The organism is Streptomyces sp. NPDC046909, assembly GCF_040644695.1.
In the GTDB taxonomy this organism is placed as follows: Bacteria; Actinomycetota; Actinomycetes; order Streptomycetales; family Streptomycetaceae; genus Streptomyces.
The window spans coordinates 15,867-34,505 of record NZ_JBEYXC010000025.1; the positions used below are offsets into that span (position 1 = coordinate 15,867).

General features: G+C 70.2%; 17 protein-coding genes and 1 tRNA gene. 9 read left to right on the forward strand and 9 right to left on the reverse strand.

Annotated features, from left to right (window positions below; all coding sequences use genetic code 11):
* Positions 1-175: 175 nt before the first annotated feature.
* The 3 genes from ABZ928_RS48240 (at position 176) to ABZ928_RS48250 (ending at position 3,949) form a co-directional block, all read left to right on the forward strand.
* Positions 176-1,351 carry an FAD-dependent oxidoreductase gene (locus tag ABZ928_RS48240; RefSeq protein ID WP_361534867.1) on the forward strand — a complete coding sequence of 392 codons (1,176 nt, stop codon included), beginning with the start codon at positions 176-178 and terminating at the stop codon, positions 1,349-1,351.
* Positions 1,352-1,394: 43 nt separating this feature from the next.
* Positions 1,395-2,375: a zinc-binding dehydrogenase gene (locus ABZ928_RS48245; protein ID WP_361534870.1), complete on the forward strand. Its 981-nt coding sequence runs from the start codon at positions 1,395-1,397 to the stop codon at positions 2,373-2,375.
* A gap of 74 nt (positions 2,376-2,449) precedes the next feature.
* Entirely contained in the window at positions 2,450-3,949 is a 1,500-nt protein-coding gene (locus ABZ928_RS48250) for an MFS transporter (RefSeq protein ID WP_361534873.1), read from the forward strand.
* 97 nt (positions 3,950-4,046) lie between these two features.
* On the opposite strand, the gene ABZ928_RS48255 is transcribed toward ABZ928_RS48250, so the two are convergent.
* On the reverse strand, positions 4,047-4,526 hold the full coding sequence (locus ABZ928_RS48255) for a GNAT family N-acetyltransferase (RefSeq protein WP_361534876.1): 480 nt from the start codon (positions 4,524-4,526) through the stop codon (positions 4,047-4,049).
* Positions 4,523-5,449, reverse strand: a complete 927-nt coding sequence (locus ABZ928_RS48260; RefSeq protein WP_361534879.1) for an aminoglycoside phosphotransferase family protein — start codon at positions 5,447-5,449, stop codon at positions 4,523-4,525. Before ABZ928_RS48260 ends, ABZ928_RS48255 begins: the two co-directional genes overlap by 4 nt.
* Between ABZ928_RS48260 and ABZ928_RS48265 the strand changes: the two genes are divergently transcribed.
* Complete coding sequence (locus ABZ928_RS48265; protein ID WP_361534882.1) at positions 5,448-6,101, forward strand: rhomboid-like protein; 654 nt, start codon at positions 5,448-5,450, stop codon at positions 6,099-6,101. The two genes, ABZ928_RS48260 and ABZ928_RS48265, sit on opposite strands and share 2 nt — an antisense overlap.
* A 9-nt stretch (positions 6,102-6,110) precedes the next feature.
* Complete coding sequence (locus ABZ928_RS48270) at positions 6,111-7,517, forward strand: FAD-dependent oxidoreductase (RefSeq protein ID WP_361534885.1); 1,407 nt, start codon at positions 6,111-6,113, stop codon at positions 7,515-7,517.
* 55 nt (positions 7,518-7,572) lie between these two features.
* On the opposite strand, the gene ABZ928_RS48275 is transcribed toward ABZ928_RS48270, so the two are convergent.
* A tRNA-Thr gene (locus tag ABZ928_RS48275) sits at positions 7,573-7,646 on the reverse strand.
* A gap of 173 nt (positions 7,647-7,819) precedes the next feature.
* Here ABZ928_RS48275 and ABZ928_RS48280 point away from each other — a divergent pair.
* From ABZ928_RS48280 to ABZ928_RS48295, 4 genes are all read left to right on the forward strand, one after another.
* A complete protein-coding gene (locus ABZ928_RS48280; protein ID WP_361534888.1) occupies positions 7,820-9,112 on the forward strand; it encodes an RNA-guided endonuclease TnpB family protein in 1,293 nt (430 codons plus the stop codon).
* Between the two features lie 317 nt (positions 9,113-9,429).
* Entirely contained in the window at positions 9,430-10,518 is a 1,089-nt protein-coding gene (ugpC, locus tag ABZ928_RS48285; protein ID WP_361534891.1) for a sn-glycerol-3-phosphate ABC transporter ATP-binding protein UgpC, read from the forward strand.
* A 252-nt stretch (positions 10,519-10,770) separates the two neighbouring features.
* Entirely contained in the window at positions 10,771-11,226 is a 456-nt protein-coding gene (locus ABZ928_RS48290; RefSeq protein WP_361534893.1) for a hypothetical protein, read from the forward strand.
* A gap of 74 nt (positions 11,227-11,300) precedes the next feature.
* Positions 11,301-12,032, forward strand: coding sequence for a nucleotidyltransferase family protein (locus ABZ928_RS48295; RefSeq protein ID WP_361534896.1), 732 nt, complete (start codon positions 11,301-11,303; stop codon positions 12,030-12,032).
* A 133-nt stretch (positions 12,033-12,165) separates the two neighbouring features.
* Here the strand turns inward: ABZ928_RS48295 and ABZ928_RS48300 are convergent, their stop codons facing one another.
* From ABZ928_RS48300 to ABZ928_RS48325, 6 genes are all read right to left on the reverse strand, one after another.
* Positions 12,166-13,767 carry a DoxX family membrane protein gene (locus tag ABZ928_RS48300; protein ID WP_361534899.1) on the reverse strand — a complete coding sequence of 534 codons (1,602 nt, stop codon included), beginning with the start codon at positions 13,765-13,767 and terminating at the stop codon, positions 12,166-12,168.
* Positions 13,768-13,858: 91 nt separating this feature from the next.
* Positions 13,859-14,800, reverse strand: coding sequence for a 23S rRNA (guanosine(2251)-2'-O)-methyltransferase RlmB (rlmB, locus tag ABZ928_RS48305; RefSeq protein ID WP_361534902.1), 942 nt, complete (start codon positions 14,798-14,800; stop codon positions 13,859-13,861).
* A gap of 113 nt (positions 14,801-14,913) precedes the next feature.
* Positions 14,914-16,314 (reverse strand): cysteine--tRNA ligase, encoded by a 1,401-nt coding sequence (gene cysS, locus ABZ928_RS48310; RefSeq protein WP_361534905.1) that lies wholly within the window; start codon positions 16,312-16,314, stop codon positions 14,914-14,916.
* 53 nt (positions 16,315-16,367) lie between these two features.
* A complete protein-coding gene (gene ispF / locus ABZ928_RS48315) occupies positions 16,368-16,865 on the reverse strand; it encodes a 2-C-methyl-D-erythritol 2,4-cyclodiphosphate synthase (protein ID WP_361534908.1) in 498 nt (165 codons plus the stop codon).
* Positions 16,855-17,619 (reverse strand): 2-C-methyl-D-erythritol 4-phosphate cytidylyltransferase, encoded by a 765-nt coding sequence (gene ispD / locus ABZ928_RS48320; protein ID WP_361534911.1) that lies wholly within the window; start codon positions 17,617-17,619, stop codon positions 16,855-16,857. Before ispD ends, ispF begins: the two co-directional genes overlap by 11 nt.
* A 258-nt stretch (positions 17,620-17,877) precedes the next feature.
* Positions 17,878-18,360, reverse strand: coding sequence for a CarD family transcriptional regulator (locus ABZ928_RS48325; RefSeq protein WP_003953493.1), 483 nt, complete (start codon positions 18,358-18,360; stop codon positions 17,878-17,880).
* Between the last annotated feature and the right edge of the window lie 279 nt (positions 18,361-18,639).

Consider the following 18,639-nt stretch of genomic DNA (forward strand, 5'->3'; position numbering starts at 1 on the left):
CCCCATGCTGCACCCCACCACTGACAACGCCCAGGGACCAGCATCCTGACCTGCAAAAACACCCCCGATGTCACACTCCCCACCCCTCGACCCGTCCTACTCACAACGGAAGCCCACAGACGGCAACCCGCAAACGGCAACCCACAAAGGACGCGACCCGAGGGAGACCCCACCCATGCACCGCATCACCGTCATCGGCGGCGGCTTCGCCGGACTCACCGCGGCCGTCGCCGCCGCCGAGGCGGGCGCCAAGGTCACCGTGTACGAGGCTCATCACACGCTCGGCGGGCGGGCCCGGACCGCCGAGGGGCCGTACCGGACGAACGACGGCCCGCACGCCCTCTACCGCGGCGGCCCGCACTGGTCCTGGCTCCGGCAGCGCGACCTCATCGGCCCGCTCGCCCCGCTCCCGCCCCTGGAGGCGGCCCGGCTGCGCCTCAAGCACCATGGCGTCCTGCGCCGCACCCCGCCCTTCGCCCTGCTGAAGCTGCTGCGCCCCGGTCTCCCGCCCGCGCCCGTCGACACCGACTTCCTCACCTGGGCGACCGGCGTCGCCGGCGAGGAGGGCGCCCGTGCCGCCGCACACTACTCCGCCGTCGCCCTCTTCCACCACGACCCCGGCGCCCTGTCCGCCGCGTTCGTGCAGGAACGCCTGCGCCGCGCCACCAAGCTGCCGCCCGAGGCGCACTACCCGCGCGGCGGCTGGGCGAGCGTCATCGACCGCATGGCCGCCCGCGCGTGGAACCTCGGCGTACGGATGGAGACCCTCTCCCGCGTCGACACCCTCCCCACCGACACCCCTGTCGTCGTCGCCACCTCCCTCGACGCCGCCCGCCGCCTCCTCCTCGCACACGAGTCCGACGACTCCCTCACCTGGACCAGCGGCCGGACCACCCTCATCGACCTCGCCCTCCGCACGCGCCGCGGTGACGCCTTCGCCGTCTCCGACCTCGACTCCCCCGGCTGGATCGAACGCTTCACCGCCCAGGACCGCACCCTCGCCCCGGCCGGCGAGCAGCTGATCCAGGGCCAGATCCCCATCGCCCCGCACGAGTCGAAGGCCGACGGCGTCGCCCGCGCCGAGCACCTTCTCGACCTGGCCTTCGACGGCTGGCGCGACCGTGTCACCTGGCGCCGCGAGTCCGTCGCGAACGGCCGTACCGGTGCCGTGGACCTGCCCGGCACGAGCTGGCGCGACCGCCCGGCCATCGACCGCGGCGACGGCGTGTACCTCGCCGGTGACCAGGTCGCCGCCCCCGGAGTGCTGTCCGAGGTGTCCTTCAACAGCGCCCTGACCGCCGTATCGCTGGCGCTGGGCCTCCGGAACGCCCTTGACCTCAAGCATGCTTGAGGTTGAAGAGTGGGGATCCCAACGGCCAACAGGGGGAACCCATATGCACGCCATCCGTCTGCACACCTTCGGCCCGGCCGAGAATCTCGTCCACGAGGAGGTCGAAACCCCTCTCCCCGCCCCCGGCCAGGTCCGTATCGCCGTCGAAGCGGCCGGCGTCCACCTCCTCGACACCACCCTCCGCGAGGGCGCCCAGGGCCCCCTGCCGTCCCTGCCCGAACTGCCCACCATCCCGGGCCGCGAGGTCGCCGGAGTCATCGACTCCCTCGGCGAGGGCGTCGCCGCCCTCTGGCTCGGCAAGCGCGTCGTCGCCCATCTCGGGTTCGCCCCCGGCGGCTACGCCGAGTTCGCCGTCACCGACGTCGAACGCGTCCACGAGATCCCCGCGAACCTCGACGCCGCCGAGGCCGTCGCCATGATCGGAACAGGCCGTACGGCGATGGGGATCGTGCAGTTCGCCGAGCTCGGCCCCGAGGCGGTCGCCGTGATCCCGGCCGCCGCGGGCGGCATCGGCACCCTCCTCGTGCAGTACGCCAAGAACACCGGCGCCACCGTCATCGGCCTGGCCGGCGGCCCGGAGAAGGTGGCCCGCGTCGAGGCGAACGGCGCCGACCTAGCCGTCGACTACAAGGACCCGGCATGGCCGGACAAGGTCCGCGCCCACCTGGGCGGACGCCACGCCACCATCGTCTTCGACGGCGTGGGCGGCGAGGTCGCCCGGCACGCCACGGAGCTGCTCGGCCCCGGCGGCAAGCACCTCGTCTTCGGCTGGTCCGCGGACGGCATCCACGACGGCGGGCCGTATCTCGTCGAAGGCGTCTCCGAGCAGGTCCTGGGCCCCGCGATGATGCGCGCGGCCGGTGGCCCCAACCCCGTCCGCACCCTCGAACTCCGTGCTCTCGCCGAGGCCGCCGCGGGCCGCCTCACCCCCGCCGTCCACCGTTTCCCGCTCGCCGAGGCAGCCGCCGCGCACCGGGCGCTGGAAACCCGCGGCACCACCGGGAAGGTCGTACTGGAACCATGACCAGCCGCAAGACATCCGCAGACCGCAAGACATCCGCAGATGCGATACGCCCTGATTCATGGTCTTCTGACCAGGTGAGCGTCACCCGGACGGACGAACACGCATCCGCATCCGCCGACCCCCGCCGCTGGTGGGGCCTGGTCGTCATCGCCCTCGCCCAGCTCATGGTCGTCCTCGACGCGACCATCGTGAACATCGCCCTCCCTTCCGCACAGCAGGACCTGGGCATGTCCGACGGCAACCGGCAATGGGTGATCACCGCCTACACCCTGGCCTTCGGCGGCCTCCTCCTGCTCGGCGGCCGCATCGCCGACCTGGTCGGCCGCAAACGCACCTTCGTCATCGGCCTGATCGGCTTCGCCGCGGCCTCGGCGCTGGGCGGCGCGGCCCAGAACTCCGGCATGCTCTTCGGCGCCCGCGCGTTGCAGGGCGTCTTCGCCGCCGTACTGGCCCCGTCCGCGCTGAGCCTGCTGACGACGACCTTCACGGACCCGAAGGAGCGCGGAAAGGCCTTCGGCATCTACGGCGCCCTGGCCGGCTCCGGCTCCGCGATCGGCTTCATCGTCGGCGGTCTGCTCACCGAGTACCTCGACTGGCGCTGGTGCCTGTACGTCAACGTGCCCATCGCGGTGATCGCCGTCATCGGCGCCCTGATCCTCCTCCACGACCGCCCCGGCCACGCGGGCGCCCGCCTCGACGTCCCCGGTGTCCTGCTGGGCTGCGGCGGCCTGGTCGCGATCGTCTACGGCTTCAGCGAGGCGGAGCCGAGGGGCTGGACCGACAGCCTGGTCCTGGGCCTGTTCGCGGCGGGCGCGGTCCTGCTCGCGACCTTCGTGTGGTGGCAGTCGAGGGCCCCGATGCCCCTGCTCCCCCTGCACATCGTCAAGGACCGCAACCGCGCGGGCTGCTTCCTGACGATGGGCCTGGCCGTCATCGGCATGTTCGGCCTGTTCCTCTTCATGACCTACTACCTCCAGGTGATCCTGGCCTACTCCCCCGTCAAGACCGGCCTGGCCTTCCTGCCCCTCACCGCCGCGATCATCATCGGCTCCACCCAGATCTCCGCCCGCCTGATGAACCGCGTCCCGCCCCGCCTCCTGATGGCTCCCGGCATGGTCCTCGCCGCCGGCGGCATGCTGATCCTGACCCGCATGACGATCCACTCCGACTACGCCACGGAGATCCTCCCCGCCCTGATCCTCATGGGCCTCGGCATGGGCCTCACCTTCATGCCGGTCTTCTCCACCGCGACCGCGGGAGTCGCCCCCCAGGACGCCGGCGTCACCTCGGCCACCGTCAACACCTCCCAGCAGGTGGGCGGTTCGATCGGCACGGCCCTGCTCAACACCATCGCCACCACCAGCAGCACGACCTACATCACCACCCACCTCACCGACCCCTCCCAGCGCGCCCTGGTCACCAGCGAGGGCATCGTCCACGGCTACACGGTCGCCATCTGGTGCGCGGCAGGCATCATGCTGCTGGCCGGCCTGATAGCGGCCCTGATGGTCACGACGAAGCCCCCGACGCACGACGCGCCGACGGGCGCCGCGGTGAAGGAATCGCTGGCCTGAGAACACCACGGAGGGGCCACCACCAGGCCAACACACTTCGAAACCGACAGCACGCTCCGCGAAAACCCCGGTCGGACCCGGCCCGACCTGGTTTTTTTCATGCCCGCGCACCCAACGCCGCCAACGGCTCGTCCGTCAGCCGGTACACCGTCCAGCCGTCCTGCGGGCGGGCGCCGAGGGACTCGTAGAAGGCGATGGAGGGGGCGTTCCAGTCGAGGACGGACCACTCCAGGCGCTGGTAGCCGCGCTCGGCGCAGAGGCGGGCCAGTTCGGTCAGGAGGGCCTTGCCGTGGCCCGCGCCACGGGCGGTGGGGCGGACGTAGAGGTCCTCCAGGTAGATGCCGTGGACGCCTCGCCAGGTGGAGAAGTTCAGAAACCAGACCGCGTAGCCGACGACCTCGCCGGTCGTGTCGTCCTGGGCGACATGGGCGTAGGCGGCCGGGTGCTCGCCGAACAGCGCCTCGTGGAGTTGTTGCGGCGTGGCCTTCGCCTCCTCCGGGGCCTTCTCGTAGGCGGCGAGTTCGCGGATCAGGGTGTGGATGACGGGGATGTCGGCGGGGGTGGCGGTGCGGATCATGCGGTGGGGGTGCCTTTCAGGTGGCGGGCGATGGCCAGGGTCTCCGGCTCCAGGGGCCGGCCGTCCTCGATGTCCCACAGGGAGTTCTGGAGGACCCGGGCCAGGGTCCAGGCACGCGCGCGTGCGCGGTCGAGGCCCAGGACGTCCGTCATGGCGTCGAAGCGGCGGCGGGTCTCGGTGGGGTCGAAGCGGTTCTTGAGGGCGGGGAAGAGGTCGAAGCCGGGGTCGCCCGCGAGGGGTTTCGGGTCGATGGCGAGCCAGGGGGCGCGGTCGGCGGCGAGGACGTTGTCGTAGTGCAGGTCCCAGTGCAGGAGACGGTCGCCGGGTTCGTCCGCCACCTCGCGCAGTGCGGCCGCGCAGTCCTTGAGGAGGGCGCGGTCGGCCGGGTCGGGCACGTGGGGCAGGGCTTCGGGGGCGCGGTTCAGCATGCCGTGCGCGATGTCCCTCAGGTGGCGCAGGCCCTTCGGGGCCGGTACCGCCGTCAGGTGGGCCAGGAGGCGGGCGATGACCAGGACAGCCTCGCGGGTGTCGGGAAGATGGGTCAACGCCCTTGCCGCGTCCAGGCGTTCGAGCAGCATCGTGCCGGTGGTGTCGTCGTGGGCGAGGAGGCGGACGGCGCCGTCGCCGTTCCAGGCGCGCAGCGCGACCGGCTCGCCAGCGGTCTCCTCGTCGAGGAGCTGGAGCTTCAGCACGGCCCGTGTGCCGTCGGCGCGGGTGACGGGCAGGACGAGGGCGCACATGCCGTACATGGACGGTCCGTCGAGGCGCAGGTCCCAGCGGTGCAGGAAGTCGGCGGCCAGGTTCGGGAGTCCGGATATGAAGGCGCGCCCGGCCTCGCCCTGGTACTCCGCCTGCGTCGCGGCCAGTTCCTCCGGGATGTCGATCACGCCGGGGACCCTACCGACGTGCGTGAATCGGGGCATGCGAATTCGTCGGGGTGTCCACAGGGTGTGGATGTACGTCCGCGGCGCCCCCGGCACATACGTCTGGCTGGGGATCCTGTTCGTGACGACCGTCGCCCTGCACCGCATGTCGCCGGAGTTCGAGGACGAGTTCCTGCGGCAGCGGTCCACCAACATCCATGAGCTGTCCAGCAATCCGGTCCGGGTGCTGGTCTCCAGCGCGCTGTGGATCGACGGCGGGCGCTGGCTGCCGTATGCCGTGCTCTACTCCGTCTTCCACGCGCCCGCCGAGCGCTGGCTCGGTACCGCCCGCTGGCTCGGGGTGTGCGCGGCCGCGCATGTGCTGGCCACGCTGATCAGCGAGGGTGCGCTGCTGTGGGGCATCCGGCACGGGATGGCGCCCGAGTCGGCGGTCAACACCCTCGACATCGGGGTGAGTTACGCGCTGGCCGGGGTGATCGCGGTGCTCGTGTACCGGATTCCGGCGTGGTGGCGGTATCCGTACGGGATGGCCGTGCTCGTCGTGTACGGGGTGCCGTTGGTGACCGGGCGGACCTTCACCGATCTGGGGCACTTCACCTCCGTACTGATCGGGTTCGGGTGTTATCCGCTGGTCAGGGGGCGTGCAAGACCACGAAATCCGAAGGAGACAGCGGGTGCGGTGACGGGTTAGCGTCCGGGCATGAGCAGCTCGGAACGCGCTGTCGTGAACGGCGGCATCTCCTTCTGGTACGCGGACGACGGCCTCCCGGACGTGCGGGAGCCCCTCACCGGGGACGCCACCGCGGACGTCGTGATCGTCGGGGGCGGATACACGGGACTGTGGACCGCGTACTACCTGAAGAAGGCGGCCCCCTCCCTCCGGATCACCGTCCTGGAGCAGAAGTTCTGCGGCTACGGCGCCTCCGGCCGCAACGGCGGCTGGCTCTACAACGGCATCGCGGGCCGGGACCGGTACGCGAAGCTGCACGGTCACGAGGCCGCCGTACGCCTCCAGAAGGCCATGAACGACACCGTCGACGAGGTCGTGCGCGCCGCCGGGGAAGAGGGCATCGACGCCGGGATCCACAAGGGCGGGGTGCTCGAAGTCGCCACCACGCCCGCCCAGTTGGCGCGGCTGAAGGAGTTCCACGCGCACGAGCTGTCGTACGGCGAGACGGACCGCGAGCTCTACGGCGCCCGTGAGACCGCCGAGCGGATCCGGGTCGCGGACGCGGTCGGGTCGTCGTGGACGCCGCACGGCGCGCGCGTGCACCCCGTGAAGCTGGTCAAGGGGCTCGCGGCGGCGGCCGAGGCGCTCGGGGTCGTCATCCATGAGCGGACGCCGGTGACGGAGATCCGGCCCCGGCACGCGGTCACGCCGTACGGCACCGTCCGCGCGCCCTATGTCCTGCGCTGCACCGAGGGCTTCACCGCGAACCTCAAGGGGCAGCGGCGGACCTGGCTGCCGATGAACTCCTCCATGGTCGTCACCGAGCCGCTGACCGACGAGCAGTGGGAGACGGTCGGCTGGGGCGGACGGGAGGCGCTCGGGGACATGGCGCACGCGTACATGTACGCCCAGCGGACGGAGGACGGACGGATCGCGCTCGGCGGGCGCGGAGTGCCCTACCGCTTCGGCTCCAGGACGGACAACGACGGGCGGACCCAGGACGCGACGATCGACGCGCTGCGGGAGATCCTCGTGCGGTTCTTCCCCTCGCTCGCGGGGGTGCGGGTCGAGCACGCCTGGTCGGGGGTGCTGGGCGTGCCGCGCGACTGGTGCGCCACGGTCACGCTGGACCGCGCGACGGGGCTCGGCTGGGCGGGCGGTTACGTCGGCTCGGGCGTCGCGACCACGAACCTCGCCGCCCGGACCCTGCGGGACCTCGTACAGCTCGACTCCGGGCAGGGCGGGAAGACCGAGCTGACGGAGCTGCCGTGGGTGGGGCACCGGGTGCGCAAGTGGGAGCCGGAGCCGTTGCGGTGGCTGGGGGTACAGGGGATGTACGCGACGTATCGGGCGGCGGATCGGCGGGAGATGGCCTCGAACGGGGCAGAGTCCTCGCGGTTGGCGCGGGTGGCTGACTTGGTGGCGGGGCGGCACTGAGGGTTCGAGTGCGCAAAAGCCCAGGTCAGCTTGGGGCTAACCTGGGCTTTTGTTGAGCCCCCTGTCGGATTCGAACCGACGACCTGCTCATTACAAGTGAGCTGCTCGTTCCAGCTGAGCTAAGGAGGCACCGCGCACTACAACGCCACGCGCGAGGGCGGCTCCACTGTACACAGGGCGCATTTCCTTCAGCCACGAGGTTCTCCACTCCGCACGACCCAAAAAGTGTGCGTAACCAACCGTGCACCCGTTCGTTGATCGATCTGACGTGCTCTTCCGAAGATCAGATGGTCGGGGGTTTCATGGGGGAAGCGGAGGCCAAGCGCATCAAGCGGGAGGTCCTAAGCATCGGCGACCGGCAGAAGCACCACGCCCGCAAGGCGACTCCGCTGAAGTCCCACACCAAGGACCCGGACACGCGCCACCGCCTCTACCGCTTTCGCTTCTATCCGACCGAGGAGCAGGCGGAGCAGTTGCAGCGGACGTTCGGTGCGTGTCGGTGGGTCTACAACGAGGGGCTGGCGCTGCGGTCGGGGGCGTGGGAGCGATACCTGGTGAATGTGGGGTTCGCGGAGACGTGTCGGGCTCTGACGGGCTGGAAGCGGGTGGAGGAGACGGCGTGGTTGAAGGACGTGTCGTCGACAGTCCTCCAGCAGTCTCTGCGGCATCTGGACCAGGCGTACCAGCGGTTCTTCAAGGGCGAGGCGAAGTATCCGAAGCGGAAGAAGAAGGGTCGGTCGCGTGACTCGGCGACGTATGTGAGAACCGGCTTCACGTGGGTCGAGGACCCGGAGCGTCCGGGGACGGGGTTGGTCAAGCTCGCCAAGCAGTCGCAGCCGTTGGACATCCGCTGGTCCAGGGCTCTGCCTGTCGGGGCAGTTCCGGTGCGGTTGTCGGTGACGCGGGATCGGGCGGGTCGGTTTTTCGTGTCGACGTTGGTGGAGGAGCGAATAGCGCCGCTGGCTCCGGTGTTCGTGCCGGGTACGCGGGAGCCGAAGGTGGTCGGTCTGGATCTGGGGTTGGCGTCACTCGTCACCTTGGACGACGGCACGAAAGTTGATCATCCGCGGCTGTTGAAGAAGTACGCCGAGAAGCTGGCTCGGTTGCAGCGGGAGCTGCACAAGAAGGTGATGGGGTCGAAGAGCCGGGGGAAGGTCAGACAGCGGATCGCGCACCTCTATGCGCTCATCGGTGACGTTCGCAGGGACATGTTGGACAAGTTCACGACCCGCCTCGTTCGCGAGAACCAAGTGATCGTGGTGGAGGACTTGTCTGTGCAGACCCTCATGCGTGCGGCGCATGGCAAGGGGCGGCGCCGGAAAGCGAAGCTGAATCAGGCGATCATCGATGCCAGCTGGGGTGAGCTGGTGCGGCAGCTGACGTACAAGTGCGAGTGGTACGGCCGTGAGCTGGTGGTCGTAGGCCGCTTCTTCCCCTCCACTCGGCGCTGTTCGGCCTGTCATGCGATGGGGCCGAGGATGGACGTCAAGATCCGGGAGTGGACGTGCGCCGAGTGCGGTGTGCTCCATGACCGTGATGTGAATGCGGCCGTGAATCTCCGGGACGAGGGGATGCGGTTGTTGGCAGTCGCGTAGAGGCGGCTGGCGCGGTACGGACCGACGGGCCGTCGGCCGGAATGCCTGTGGAGTCCGCGTGAGACCGGCCAGGCACAGCTCACCAGGGCTGTGTGTGGTCGGCAGTGGGCGATGAAGCAGGAAGCATCCAGCGAGGTCAAAAGTGCGTGGCTCTGCCCCCTTCGAAAATTTCCGCGAAGTTCACAGTCGCCCAGGTACTGACATACGGGTGAACGCCGGGTACCGTCCTGACCCAGTTCACCTGTGTGGACTACACCACCACCTTCCTACAACGGATCGTCCGGCACGTTCCTGCCGGTAGAAGGGGGCCCATCACCATGGCCACTGTTTCGTTCGACAAGGCGACCCGGATCTACCCGGGCACCGAGAAGCCCGCTGTCGACGGGCTCGACATCCACATCGAGGACGGCGAGTTCCTCGTCCTGGTCGGTCCGTCCGGCTGTGGCAAGTCCACCTCGCTCCGCATGCTGGCGGGGCTCGAGGACGTCAACGGCGGTGCGATCCGCATCGGTGACCGCGACGTCACGCACCTCCCGCCGAAGGACCGGGACATCGCCATGGTGTTCCAGAACTACGCGCTGTACCCGCACATGACCGTCGCCGACAACATGGGCTTCGCGCTCAAGATCGCCGGCGTCCCGAAGGCCGAGATCAAGCAGAAGGTCGAGGACGCGGCGAAGATCCTCGACCTCACCGAGTACCTGGGCCGCAAGCCGAAGGCGCTCTCCGGTGGTCAGCGCCAGCGTGTCGCCATGGGCCGCGCCATCGTGCGTGAGCCCCAGGTGTTCCTCATGGACGAGCCGCTGTCGAACCTCGACGCCAAGCTCCGTGTCTCCACCCGTACGCAGATCGCCTCGCTCCAGCGCCGCCTCGGCATCACCACCGTCTACGTCACCCACGACCAGGTCGAGGCCATGACGATGGGCGACCGCGTGGCGGTCCTCAAGGACGGTCTGCTCCAGCAGGTCGACACCCCGCGCAACATGTACGACCGCCCGGCCAACCTCTTCGTCGCCGGCTTCATCGGCTCCCCCGCGATGAACCTGGTCGAGGTCCCGATCACCGACGGCGGTGTGAAGTTCGGCAACAGCGTCGTCCCGGTCCAGCGTGACGCCATCTCCGGCATCACCGACAAGACCGTGACCGTCGGCGTCCGCCCCGAGCACTTCGAGGTCGCCGGCGCGGACTCGGACAAGGGTCTCGCGGTCACCGTGAACGTGGTCGAGGAGCTCGGCGCCGACGCGTACGTCTACGGCACCGCCAAGCTCGGCGACGACTCCAAGGACCTCGTCGTCCGCGTCAGCGGCCGTGACGTCCCGGAGAAGGGCAGCACGCTGCACGTCGTGCCGCGCTCGGGCGAGACCCACGTGTTCTCGACCTCCACGGGTGCGCGCCTCTCCGACTGAGACCGCCGACGGACGCCTGACGACCGACCCACAGGCAGTACATCCCGGGTAATTCACCCAGGTTGACGAGAAGGGCCCCGCAGCCTGCTGCGGGGCCCTTCTCGCATTCGAAAAACTGTCGACAAATACCCCGGCAGACCGGTCATTTCGAGCAGCGTGCGTCAACGCCTTACCCAATTCGAGGCACCAGTTCATCCCCCGAACCGGTGACTAAATGTCGCCAAATCATCACCCCGCGCTACCCTCACACGCGTGAAGCACTCCACTAACCAACAGACGCGACGCGGCCGGGGCCCCGCCCGCCGTATCGGCCGTACGCTCGCCCTTGTCCTGCCCGTCGTCCTGGTGCTCTCCGGGACCCTCGCGGTCACCCGAGTCGACTGGTCGGGGGATCCCTCGGGCTCGGTGCTCACCGCCTCCGACGTCTCGGCGGCCGGCGCCTCCTCCAAGGCCAAGGCCCGGGCACCCCAGGAGATCCTCCGGGACAAGCTCCTGACGGAGCTCCAGGAGAAGGACCCGGGCATCGCCCTCACCCACCTCCAGGAGGCCGTGAACGGCCGCCCCTCGCTCGCCAAGCACTGCGTCTCCATCGCCCGCGCCCTCGGCCGCGCAGCGGTCCGCGTGTACGGCCCGACGCGCGCCCAGTCATACGCCCGCCCGGTCTGCGACACGTCCTTCGCCACGGGGGTGGCGGCAGCCCACAACTAGGGCCAGTCCGGTGGATCAGGCCCTGGGGCCCGGTCACGCGAAAGCCGGAAACGGGACGCGGCTAGGGTTCGGCCATGACCGATCCCAACGCCGCGTCCCGTCCTGTTCAAGCCGTGGTCCTGGCAGGTGGCCAGGGGTCCCGGCTGCGTCCGTACACCGACGACCGGCCCAAGCCGATGGTCGAGATCCCCGGCACGGGGACACCGATCATCGGCCATCAGCTCGCCTGGCTCGCCGAGGAGGGTGTGACGGACGTCGTGGTCAGCTGTGGCCACCTCGCCGACGTGCTCCAGGAGTGGCTGGCGTCGGCCGATCTGCCGCTGAACGCGTCGACGGTCGTCGAGACGGAGCCGCTGGGGCGCGGCGGCGGACTCAAGTACGCGGCTTCTCACCTTCCGTACCCCGACCGGCCCTGGTACGCGACGAACGGTGACATCTGGACCCGGTTCTCGCTGCGGGACATGGCGGACTTCCACACCGAGCGCGACGCGGTGGCGACGCTCGCGCTGGCCCGGCCGCGGATTCCCTGGGGGGCCGTCCAGACGGACGGGTTCGGGCACGTCACGGACTTCATCGAGTCACCGCCGACGGCGTACGAGATCAACGCGGGCGTGTACGTCTTCTCGCCCGGGTTCGCCGAGATGCTGCCCGAGCGGGGGGATCACGAGCGGTCCACGTTCCCGCGGCTGGCCCGGGAGCGGCGGCTCGCGGGGTATCCGATTCCGCAGGGGGCCTACTGGCGGGCCATCGACACCGCGAAGGATCTGACGGAGGCGGCCAAGGAGCTGGCGGCGCTGGGACGGTAGCAGCACGGGCAGCGAACGCGGACAGCAGACGCGGACAGCAGAAGGGCCCCGTACGAAGCTCGTGCGGGGCCCTTCTGGCGTCTTTGGAATCAGCCGGTGGGCGACTGGCCGAGAATGCCGCCCACCGGCTCAGCTACCCCAACAGGCCGCCCACCAGGCCCGGTTCGCCGGAGGAGCCTCCGGTGTCCGAGCCGCCGCTTGAACCGCCGGTGCCGCCCGTGGAGCCGCTGCCGCCGGTCGGGCCCGAGCTGGTGCTGGGGGCGCCGCCGGTCGGCGAGGACTGCTGGGGCGGCTCCTGGACGGTGCCCTGGGTCTGGCTGGGGGTGGTGCCGGCGTCCCGGGTGGCGCCCGGGGTGGTCGCCGCGCCGGACGGGGTCGCCGCGCCCGACGTGGCGCCCTGCGTCGGGGACGTGGAGGCCGACGGGGTCTTCTTGTGCTTGCCGGGTTCCTGCGGGAGCGGGGAGCCGGGGAGTTCGTTGCGAGGGGCCTCGCCGGGGCCGGGGACGATGACCCGGTCGGCGTCGCGGACCGCACCGCCCAGCAGCGAGCCGATCAGCAGGGTGAGCCCGGCGACGACGGCCGTGATGAGGGCGCCGCGGCGCAGTACGTAGCGGCGCAGCTCCCACAGGTCGGAGCGGGGTCCGAGGCGACGCCAGGCGCTGCCCGCGAGGCGGCCGTCGATGGAGTAGACGGGCGCGCCCGCGATGATCAGCGGGGACCAGGCGGCGAGGTAGATGATGTCGGGCGCGTCGTAGGCGGGGACGCTCTTCCAGCTGACGGTGAGCAGCAGCGCGGCGGAGAGCAGCGCGCCGACCGCGGCGGCGACCCGCTGCCAGCAGCCCAGGATCGTGAGGACACCCACGATGACCTGGAGGAAGGCGATGACGAGGCCGGAGCCGACGGGGTGGTGGAGGGCGAACTGGCGCAGCGGCTCGGCGACTTCCCACGGGTGCAGGGTGTTGAGCCACTTGACCATGGAGCCGCGCTTGCCGCCGTCGAAGTAGACGGGGTCGCAGAGCTTGCCCATGCCGGCGTAGATGGAGATGAAGCCGAGGAAGATGCGCAGCGGGAGGAGGACGACGCCCAGGTTCATCCGGCGGCCCGGGTAGTAGGCGTGCCGCGCGGGGTCGACGCCGTGGCGCCGGGTGGGGGCGCCGGTCTCGTCGGGCCGGGAGGGGTCGCCGAACTCCTCGTCGCCGTAGGCGAGTTCCTCGTCGTAGGCACTGCCGACGGGGCGCATGCCGGGCAGGAGCGGTTCGTGGGTGCGCTGGGCGCCGACGACGGGCGTCTCCACGGTCTGCGCCAACTCGTCGTCGTAGACGTCGATTCGAGGGATGACCTGGGTGGCTCCGGCGTCGGCGGCCGTCTCGTCGGCCGGGCGGACGCCGCCGCGGACGGCCTGGAGCAGGCGGTGGGCGCCGGTGTCGTCGGGGGCGGACTTGCCGCTCCAGACGACGGGCCGGCGCCGGGCCGTGCCACCGGCCCCGGCTCCCACGGCGGGCATCCGGGCGGTGTCCTCGGCGGCGCTCAAGTGCCGGGCGATCCGCGGGGATTGGGCGGCACGTCTCGTCGACGCGCCCAACTGCACGCGGAAGCTGGCGTGATTGACGATGACCTGCGCCGGATCGCTCGGCACCTTCACCATGCTCAGCGCGGGAGCGTCGTCGAATCCGGAATCGAATCCCGACGAGCGGTCCCCCGTGGGTGTGCGGGGTGTTCTGGTGTCCACACTCATCTAACCGAGTGACGTGTGTTTAGGACACTGCTTTGACCGCCCGGATGTGTCCGGACCCCGTCAAGCCTGCTCAGAACACCAACAAGCCTGCTCAGGCCCGCCGACGAGCCGCCTCGTACAGCACAACCCCCGCCGCCACACCGGCGTTCAGAGACTCCGCGCCGCCCGGCATCGGAATCCGCACCCGGAAGTCGCAGGTCTCGCCCACCAGTCGGGACAGGCCCTTGCCCTCGCTGCCGACGACGATGACGACCGGGCCGCCGAGGGCCTCCAGGTCGCCGATCTCGTGCTCTCCGTCGGCGGCGAGGCCGACGACGGCGATGCCGGCCTTCTTGTACGCCTCCAGGGCGCGCGTCAGGTTGGTGGCGCGGGCGACGGGGGTGCGGGCGGCCGTACCGGCGGACGTCTTCCAGGCACCGGCGGTCATCCCGGCCGCGCGCCGCTCGGGCACGACCACGCCGTGGCCGCCGAAGGCGGAGACGGAACGGACGACGGCGCCCAGGTTGCGCGGGTCGGTCACCCCGTCCAGCGCGACGATCAGCGGGTCCTCGCCCTCGTCGTACGCGGCGCTCACAAGGTCCTCGGGGTGCGCGTACTCGTACGGCGGGACCTGGAGGACCAGGCCCTGGTGGTTGAGCCCGTTGGTCATACGGTCGAGCTCGGGGCGCGGCGCCTCCATGAGGTTGATGCCGCCGCGCTCGGCCGCGAGCTGGAGCGCCTCACGCACCCGCTCGTCGTTGTCGATGAACTGCTGGACGTAGAGGGTCGACGCCGGCACGCCCTCGCGCAGCGCCTCGACGACCGGGTTGCGGCCGACGACCATCTCGGACGTGCCCTTGCCGCCCCGGCCGCGCGGCGCGGGACGGCGCGCGGCCTGCTTGGCCTTGGCGTTCGCGATGCGGTTCGCCTTGTGCTTCTTGCGCATCTCGGCGGGCGGGGTCGGACCCTTGCCCTCGAGACCCTTGCGTCGCTGGCCGCCACTGCCGACCTGCGCGCCCTTCTTGCCGGACATGCGGCGGTTGTTGGCGGCCATGACCTACCTGTTCTCCAGTGAGATGAATACGTTCGTCTATGCAGTGTGCCGCCCGGAGGGCCGGGCGGCACAATCGATCAAGGAATCGACGGGGAAACGGCCAGGAGAGCGGCCTAGCGCGGACCGAGCGTCCAGCGCGGCCCCTGCGGACCGTCCTCGATGGCCAGACCGGACTGGTTGAGCTGGTCACGGATGGCGTCCGCGGTCGCCCAGTCCTTCCGGCCACGAGCCGACTCACGCTGGTCGAGGACGAGTCGTACGAGGCTGTCGACCACGCCGTGCAGATCCTCGCCGCGGCTCTCCTCGCCGGCCCAGTGGGCGTCGAGCGGGTCGAGGCCGAGGACGCCGAGCATGGCGCGGACCTCGGCGAGACGGGCCACGGCCGCTTCCTTGTCGTCGGCGGCCAGCGCGCTGTTGCCCTGCCGGACCGTGGTGTGGACGACGGCGAGCGCCTGCGGGACGCCCAGGTCGTCGTCCATGGCCTCGGCGAAGGCGGGCGGGACCTCGGCGGAGGGCTCGACGACTCCCCCGGCCTTCTCGACGACGCGCTGCACGAAGCCCTCGATGCGCGCGAACGCCGACTCGGCCTCGCGCAGGGCCTCCTCGCTGTACTCGATCATCGAGCGGTAGTGCGGGGTGCCGAGGTAGTAGCGCAGCACGATGGGCCGCCACGCCTTGACCATCTCGCTGACGAGCACGCTGTTGCCGAGCGACTTCGACATCTTCTCGCCGCTCATGGTGACCCAGGCGTTGTGCACCCAGTACGCGGCGAAGTCGTCGCCGTAGGCCTTGGCCTGGGCGATCTCGTTCTCGTGGTGCGGGAAGATCAGGTCGAGGCCGCCGCCGTGGATGTCGAAGGCGGAGCCCAGGTACTTGTGGGCCATCGCCGAGCACTCCAGGTGCCAGCCGGGACGGCCCCGGCCCCACGGCGTCTCCCAGTCGGGCTCGCCCGGCTTGGTCGCCTTCCACAGCGCGAAGTCCCGGGAGTCCCGCTTGCCGGTCTCGCCGTCCGCGGAGGGCTGGAGCAGGTTGTCCAGTTCCTGGTTGGACAGCTGGAGGTAGCCCGGGAAGGAGCGCACGTCGAAGTAGACGTTGCCGTCCGCCTCGTACGCGTGACCGCGCTCGATGAGACCGCGCATCATCTCGATCATCTCGGGGACGTGCCCGGTGGCCCGCGGCTCGTAGGTCGGCGGGAGGCAGCCGAGGGCCTGGTAGCCGTCGTTGAAGGCCCGCTCGTTCTCGTAGCCGATCGACCACCAGGGGCGGCCCTGGTCGTGCGACTTGGCGATGATCTTGTCGTCGATGTCGGTGACGTTGCGAATGAACGTGACGTCGTAGCCGCGGTACTCGAACCAGCGGCGCAGGATGTCGAAGTTCAGCCCCGAGCGGATGTGCCCGATGTGCGGTGCGGCCTGCACGGTGGCACCACAGAGGTAGATCGAGACACAACCCGGTGTGAGCGGGGCGAAGTCACGGATCTGCCGGGCGCTGGTGTCGTACAGCCGAATAGTCACGAGTCCAAGGGTAGTAGGCGATGCCGGGTGCATCGGACGGTTGTGGATAACAGTCAGTCTGCGGTTCTCACGACCAGTGCGGTGGCCACGGCCATGAGCCCTTCACCCCTGCCGGGGAAGCCGAGTCCGTCCGTTGTCGCCCCGGACACCGACACCGGTGCTCCGGCCGCCTCCGACAGCAGCTTCTGGGCCTCGTCGCGGCGCTTGCCGATCTTCGGGCGGGGGCCCACGACCTGTACGGCGATGTTGCCGATCCGGAAGCCCGCCTCGCGCACGATCCGGGCGGCCTCCGTCAACAAGGTGATCCCGGAGGCACCCGACCACTCGGGCCGCCCCGTACCGAAGTGCTGGCCCAGGTCACCGAGCCCCGCCGCCGAGAACAGCGCGTTGCACGCCGCGTGGGCGACGACGTCGGCGTCGGAGTGCCCGGCGAGCCCCGGACCCTCGCCCTCCCACTTCAGGCCGGCGCACCACAGCTCGCGGCCCTCCTCGAAGGCGTGGATGTCGGTGCCGATGCCGACCTGGGGCAACACGTGGTTGTCAGAAGCCATCGTTGAGCCTCCTGCGCGCCAGGACCGCCTCGGCCAGGACCAGGTCCAGCGGGCGGGTCACCTTGAAGGCCTCCTCGTGGCCGGGGACGACCACGACCGTGAGGCCGAGCCGCTCAACCATGCTGGCGTCGTCCGTGACGTCGTCGATGACCGTCTCGTGGGCGCGGACGAGGGTCGCTCGGTCGAAGCCCTGGGGTGTCTGGACGGCACGGAGGCGCGCGCGGGAGGGGGTGGCGACGACGGGCTCGGGGTCACCGGCGACCGGGGCCGGCTCGACCTCCTTGACGGTGTCGGCGAGGGGCAGCGCGGGCACGACGGCCGGTGCGCCCTCCCGTACGGCCTCGATGACGGCGTCGACCGTGTCCACGGGGACGAGCGGGCGGGCGGCGTCATGGACGAGGACGATGTCGTAGTCCGGCGGCAGGGCGTCCAGGCCGGCCTTCACGGAGTCCTGGCGTTCCTTGCCGCCGGGGACGACCAGGAAGTCGGTGCGCTCGGGGAGGGCGTGGGCGTCGAGGAGGCTCTTGACCTCTCCGGCGCCGTCGGGCGGGGCCACGACGACGACCAGGGACACCGCGCGGGAGGCCGCCATCGCCCGGACCGCGTGAATCAGCATCGGAGTGCCGTTGAGCGCGCGGAGCGCCTTGGGGGCGCCCGGGCCGAGTCGTACGCCCCGGCCGGCGGCCGGGATCACGACGGCCGTACGGGCTTCCGTCCCGGCTGTCGAGGGCGAAGGGCGCGAATCGTCAGACATCGGTTCCTGTCAGGTTTGTGTGCTCGGCCAAGGTGGGTACGACAGACAGCGTGCCGGGCGCGACGCCTTGACCGGACCCTTCCGTGACACCGGTCGAGCCTGCTGCCCGGGCCCGGCACGCCAAGTATCGGGGACCTCGGACCCCGCTCCGGCCTCCGCGCGGTGTCGGGGCACAGACATGCCGCAGCGCCCGGCGACAGAAATACGTCATCGGGCACCGCGGCATTCAATGTGCTGACCTGGCGGCAGCGGGCGTCGTCAGGACGCGAGGACCTCGTCGAGCAGGGCCTCGGCCTTGTCCTCGTTCGTGTTCTCCGCGAGGGCGAGCTCGCTCACCAGGATCTGGCGGGCCTTGGCGAGCATGCGCTTCTCACCTGCGGAAAGTCCGCGCTCACGCTCACGACGCCACAGGTCACGCACGACTTCCGCGACCTTGATGACATCGCCGGAGGCGAGCTTCTCCAGATTTGCCTTGTAACGACGGGACCAGTTCGTGGGCTCCTCGGCGTACGGCGCGCGCAGCACCTCGAAGACCCGGTCCAGCCCGTCCTGACCGACCACATCACGCACGCCGACGAACTCCGCATTGTCCGCTGGCACACGTACCGTCAGGTCACCCTGGGCGACCTTCAGCACCAAGTAGGTCTTGTCCACGCCTTTGATCTGGCGAGTTTCGATAGCCTCGATCAGCGCGGCCCCGTGATGGGGATAGACCACGGTGTCGCCAACCTTGAACGTCATGTGACAGGTACCCCTTCCGTGGCTATCCAGGGTAACACGGAAACTGCGGGTTCTGAATGGCGTTTTCGCAGGTCAGGGCATATCTCGGGGCTTGACAACAGCAACAGGAACGTGCTGCGGAGGCCGAGCGGAAGAAGGTATTCGCAGGTCGGAGCGGCTCTCCGGGGGAGGTGAAACGCGTACGTTACACACATCCGGAGGCCCTTCAGCGTAGACGAACGTCCACATATGTCTGGTTCCAAGTGTGCGACTTCCGCTACTCCGTTCGGTGCCCGGAGT

Bases quoted from the DNA above. Each gene is read 5' to 3' on its own strand.
- ABZ928_RS48280 (WP_361534888.1), top strand. From the start codon at position 7,820: ATGGGGGAAGCGGAGGCCAAGCGCATCAAGCGGGAGGTCCTAAGCATC.
- ABZ928_RS48255 (WP_361534876.1), bottom strand. From the start codon at position 4,526: ATGATCCGCACCGCCACCCCCGCCGACATCCCCGTCATCCACACCCTG.
- ispD (WP_361534911.1), bottom strand. From the start codon at position 17,619: ATGTCTGACGATTCGCGCCCTTCGCCCTCGACAGCCGGGACGGAAGCC.
- ispF (WP_361534908.1), bottom strand. From the start codon at position 16,865: ATGGCTTCTGACAACCACGTGTTGCCCCAGGTCGGCATCGGCACCGAC.
- ABZ928_RS48265 (WP_361534882.1), top strand. From the start codon at position 5,448: ATGCGAATTCGTCGGGGTGTCCACAGGGTGTGGATGTACGTCCGCGGC.
- ABZ928_RS48325 (WP_003953493.1), bottom strand. From the start codon at position 18,360: ATGACGTTCAAGGTTGGCGACACCGTGGTCTATCCCCATCACGGGGCC.
- ABZ928_RS48270 (WP_361534885.1), top strand. From the start codon at position 6,111: ATGAGCAGCTCGGAACGCGCTGTCGTGAACGGCGGCATCTCCTTCTGG.
- rlmB (WP_361534902.1), bottom strand. From the start codon at position 14,800: ATGGCCGCCAACAACCGCCGCATGTCCGGCAAGAAGGGCGCGCAGGTC.
- ABZ928_RS48295 (WP_361534896.1), top strand. From the start codon at position 11,301: ATGACCGATCCCAACGCCGCGTCCCGTCCTGTTCAAGCCGTGGTCCTG.
- ABZ928_RS48260 (WP_361534879.1), bottom strand. From the start codon at position 5,449: ATGCCCCGATTCACGCACGTCGGTAGGGTCCCCGGCGTGATCGACATC.
- ABZ928_RS48240 (WP_361534867.1), top strand. From the start codon at position 176: ATGCACCGCATCACCGTCATCGGCGGCGGCTTCGCCGGACTCACCGCG.
- ugpC (WP_361534891.1), top strand. From the start codon at position 9,430: ATGGCCACTGTTTCGTTCGACAAGGCGACCCGGATCTACCCGGGCACC.
- ABZ928_RS48300 (WP_361534899.1), bottom strand. From the start codon at position 13,767: ATGAGTGTGGACACCAGAACACCCCGCACACCCACGGGGGACCGCTCG.
- ABZ928_RS48245 (WP_361534870.1), top strand. From the start codon at position 1,395: ATGCACGCCATCCGTCTGCACACCTTCGGCCCGGCCGAGAATCTCGTC.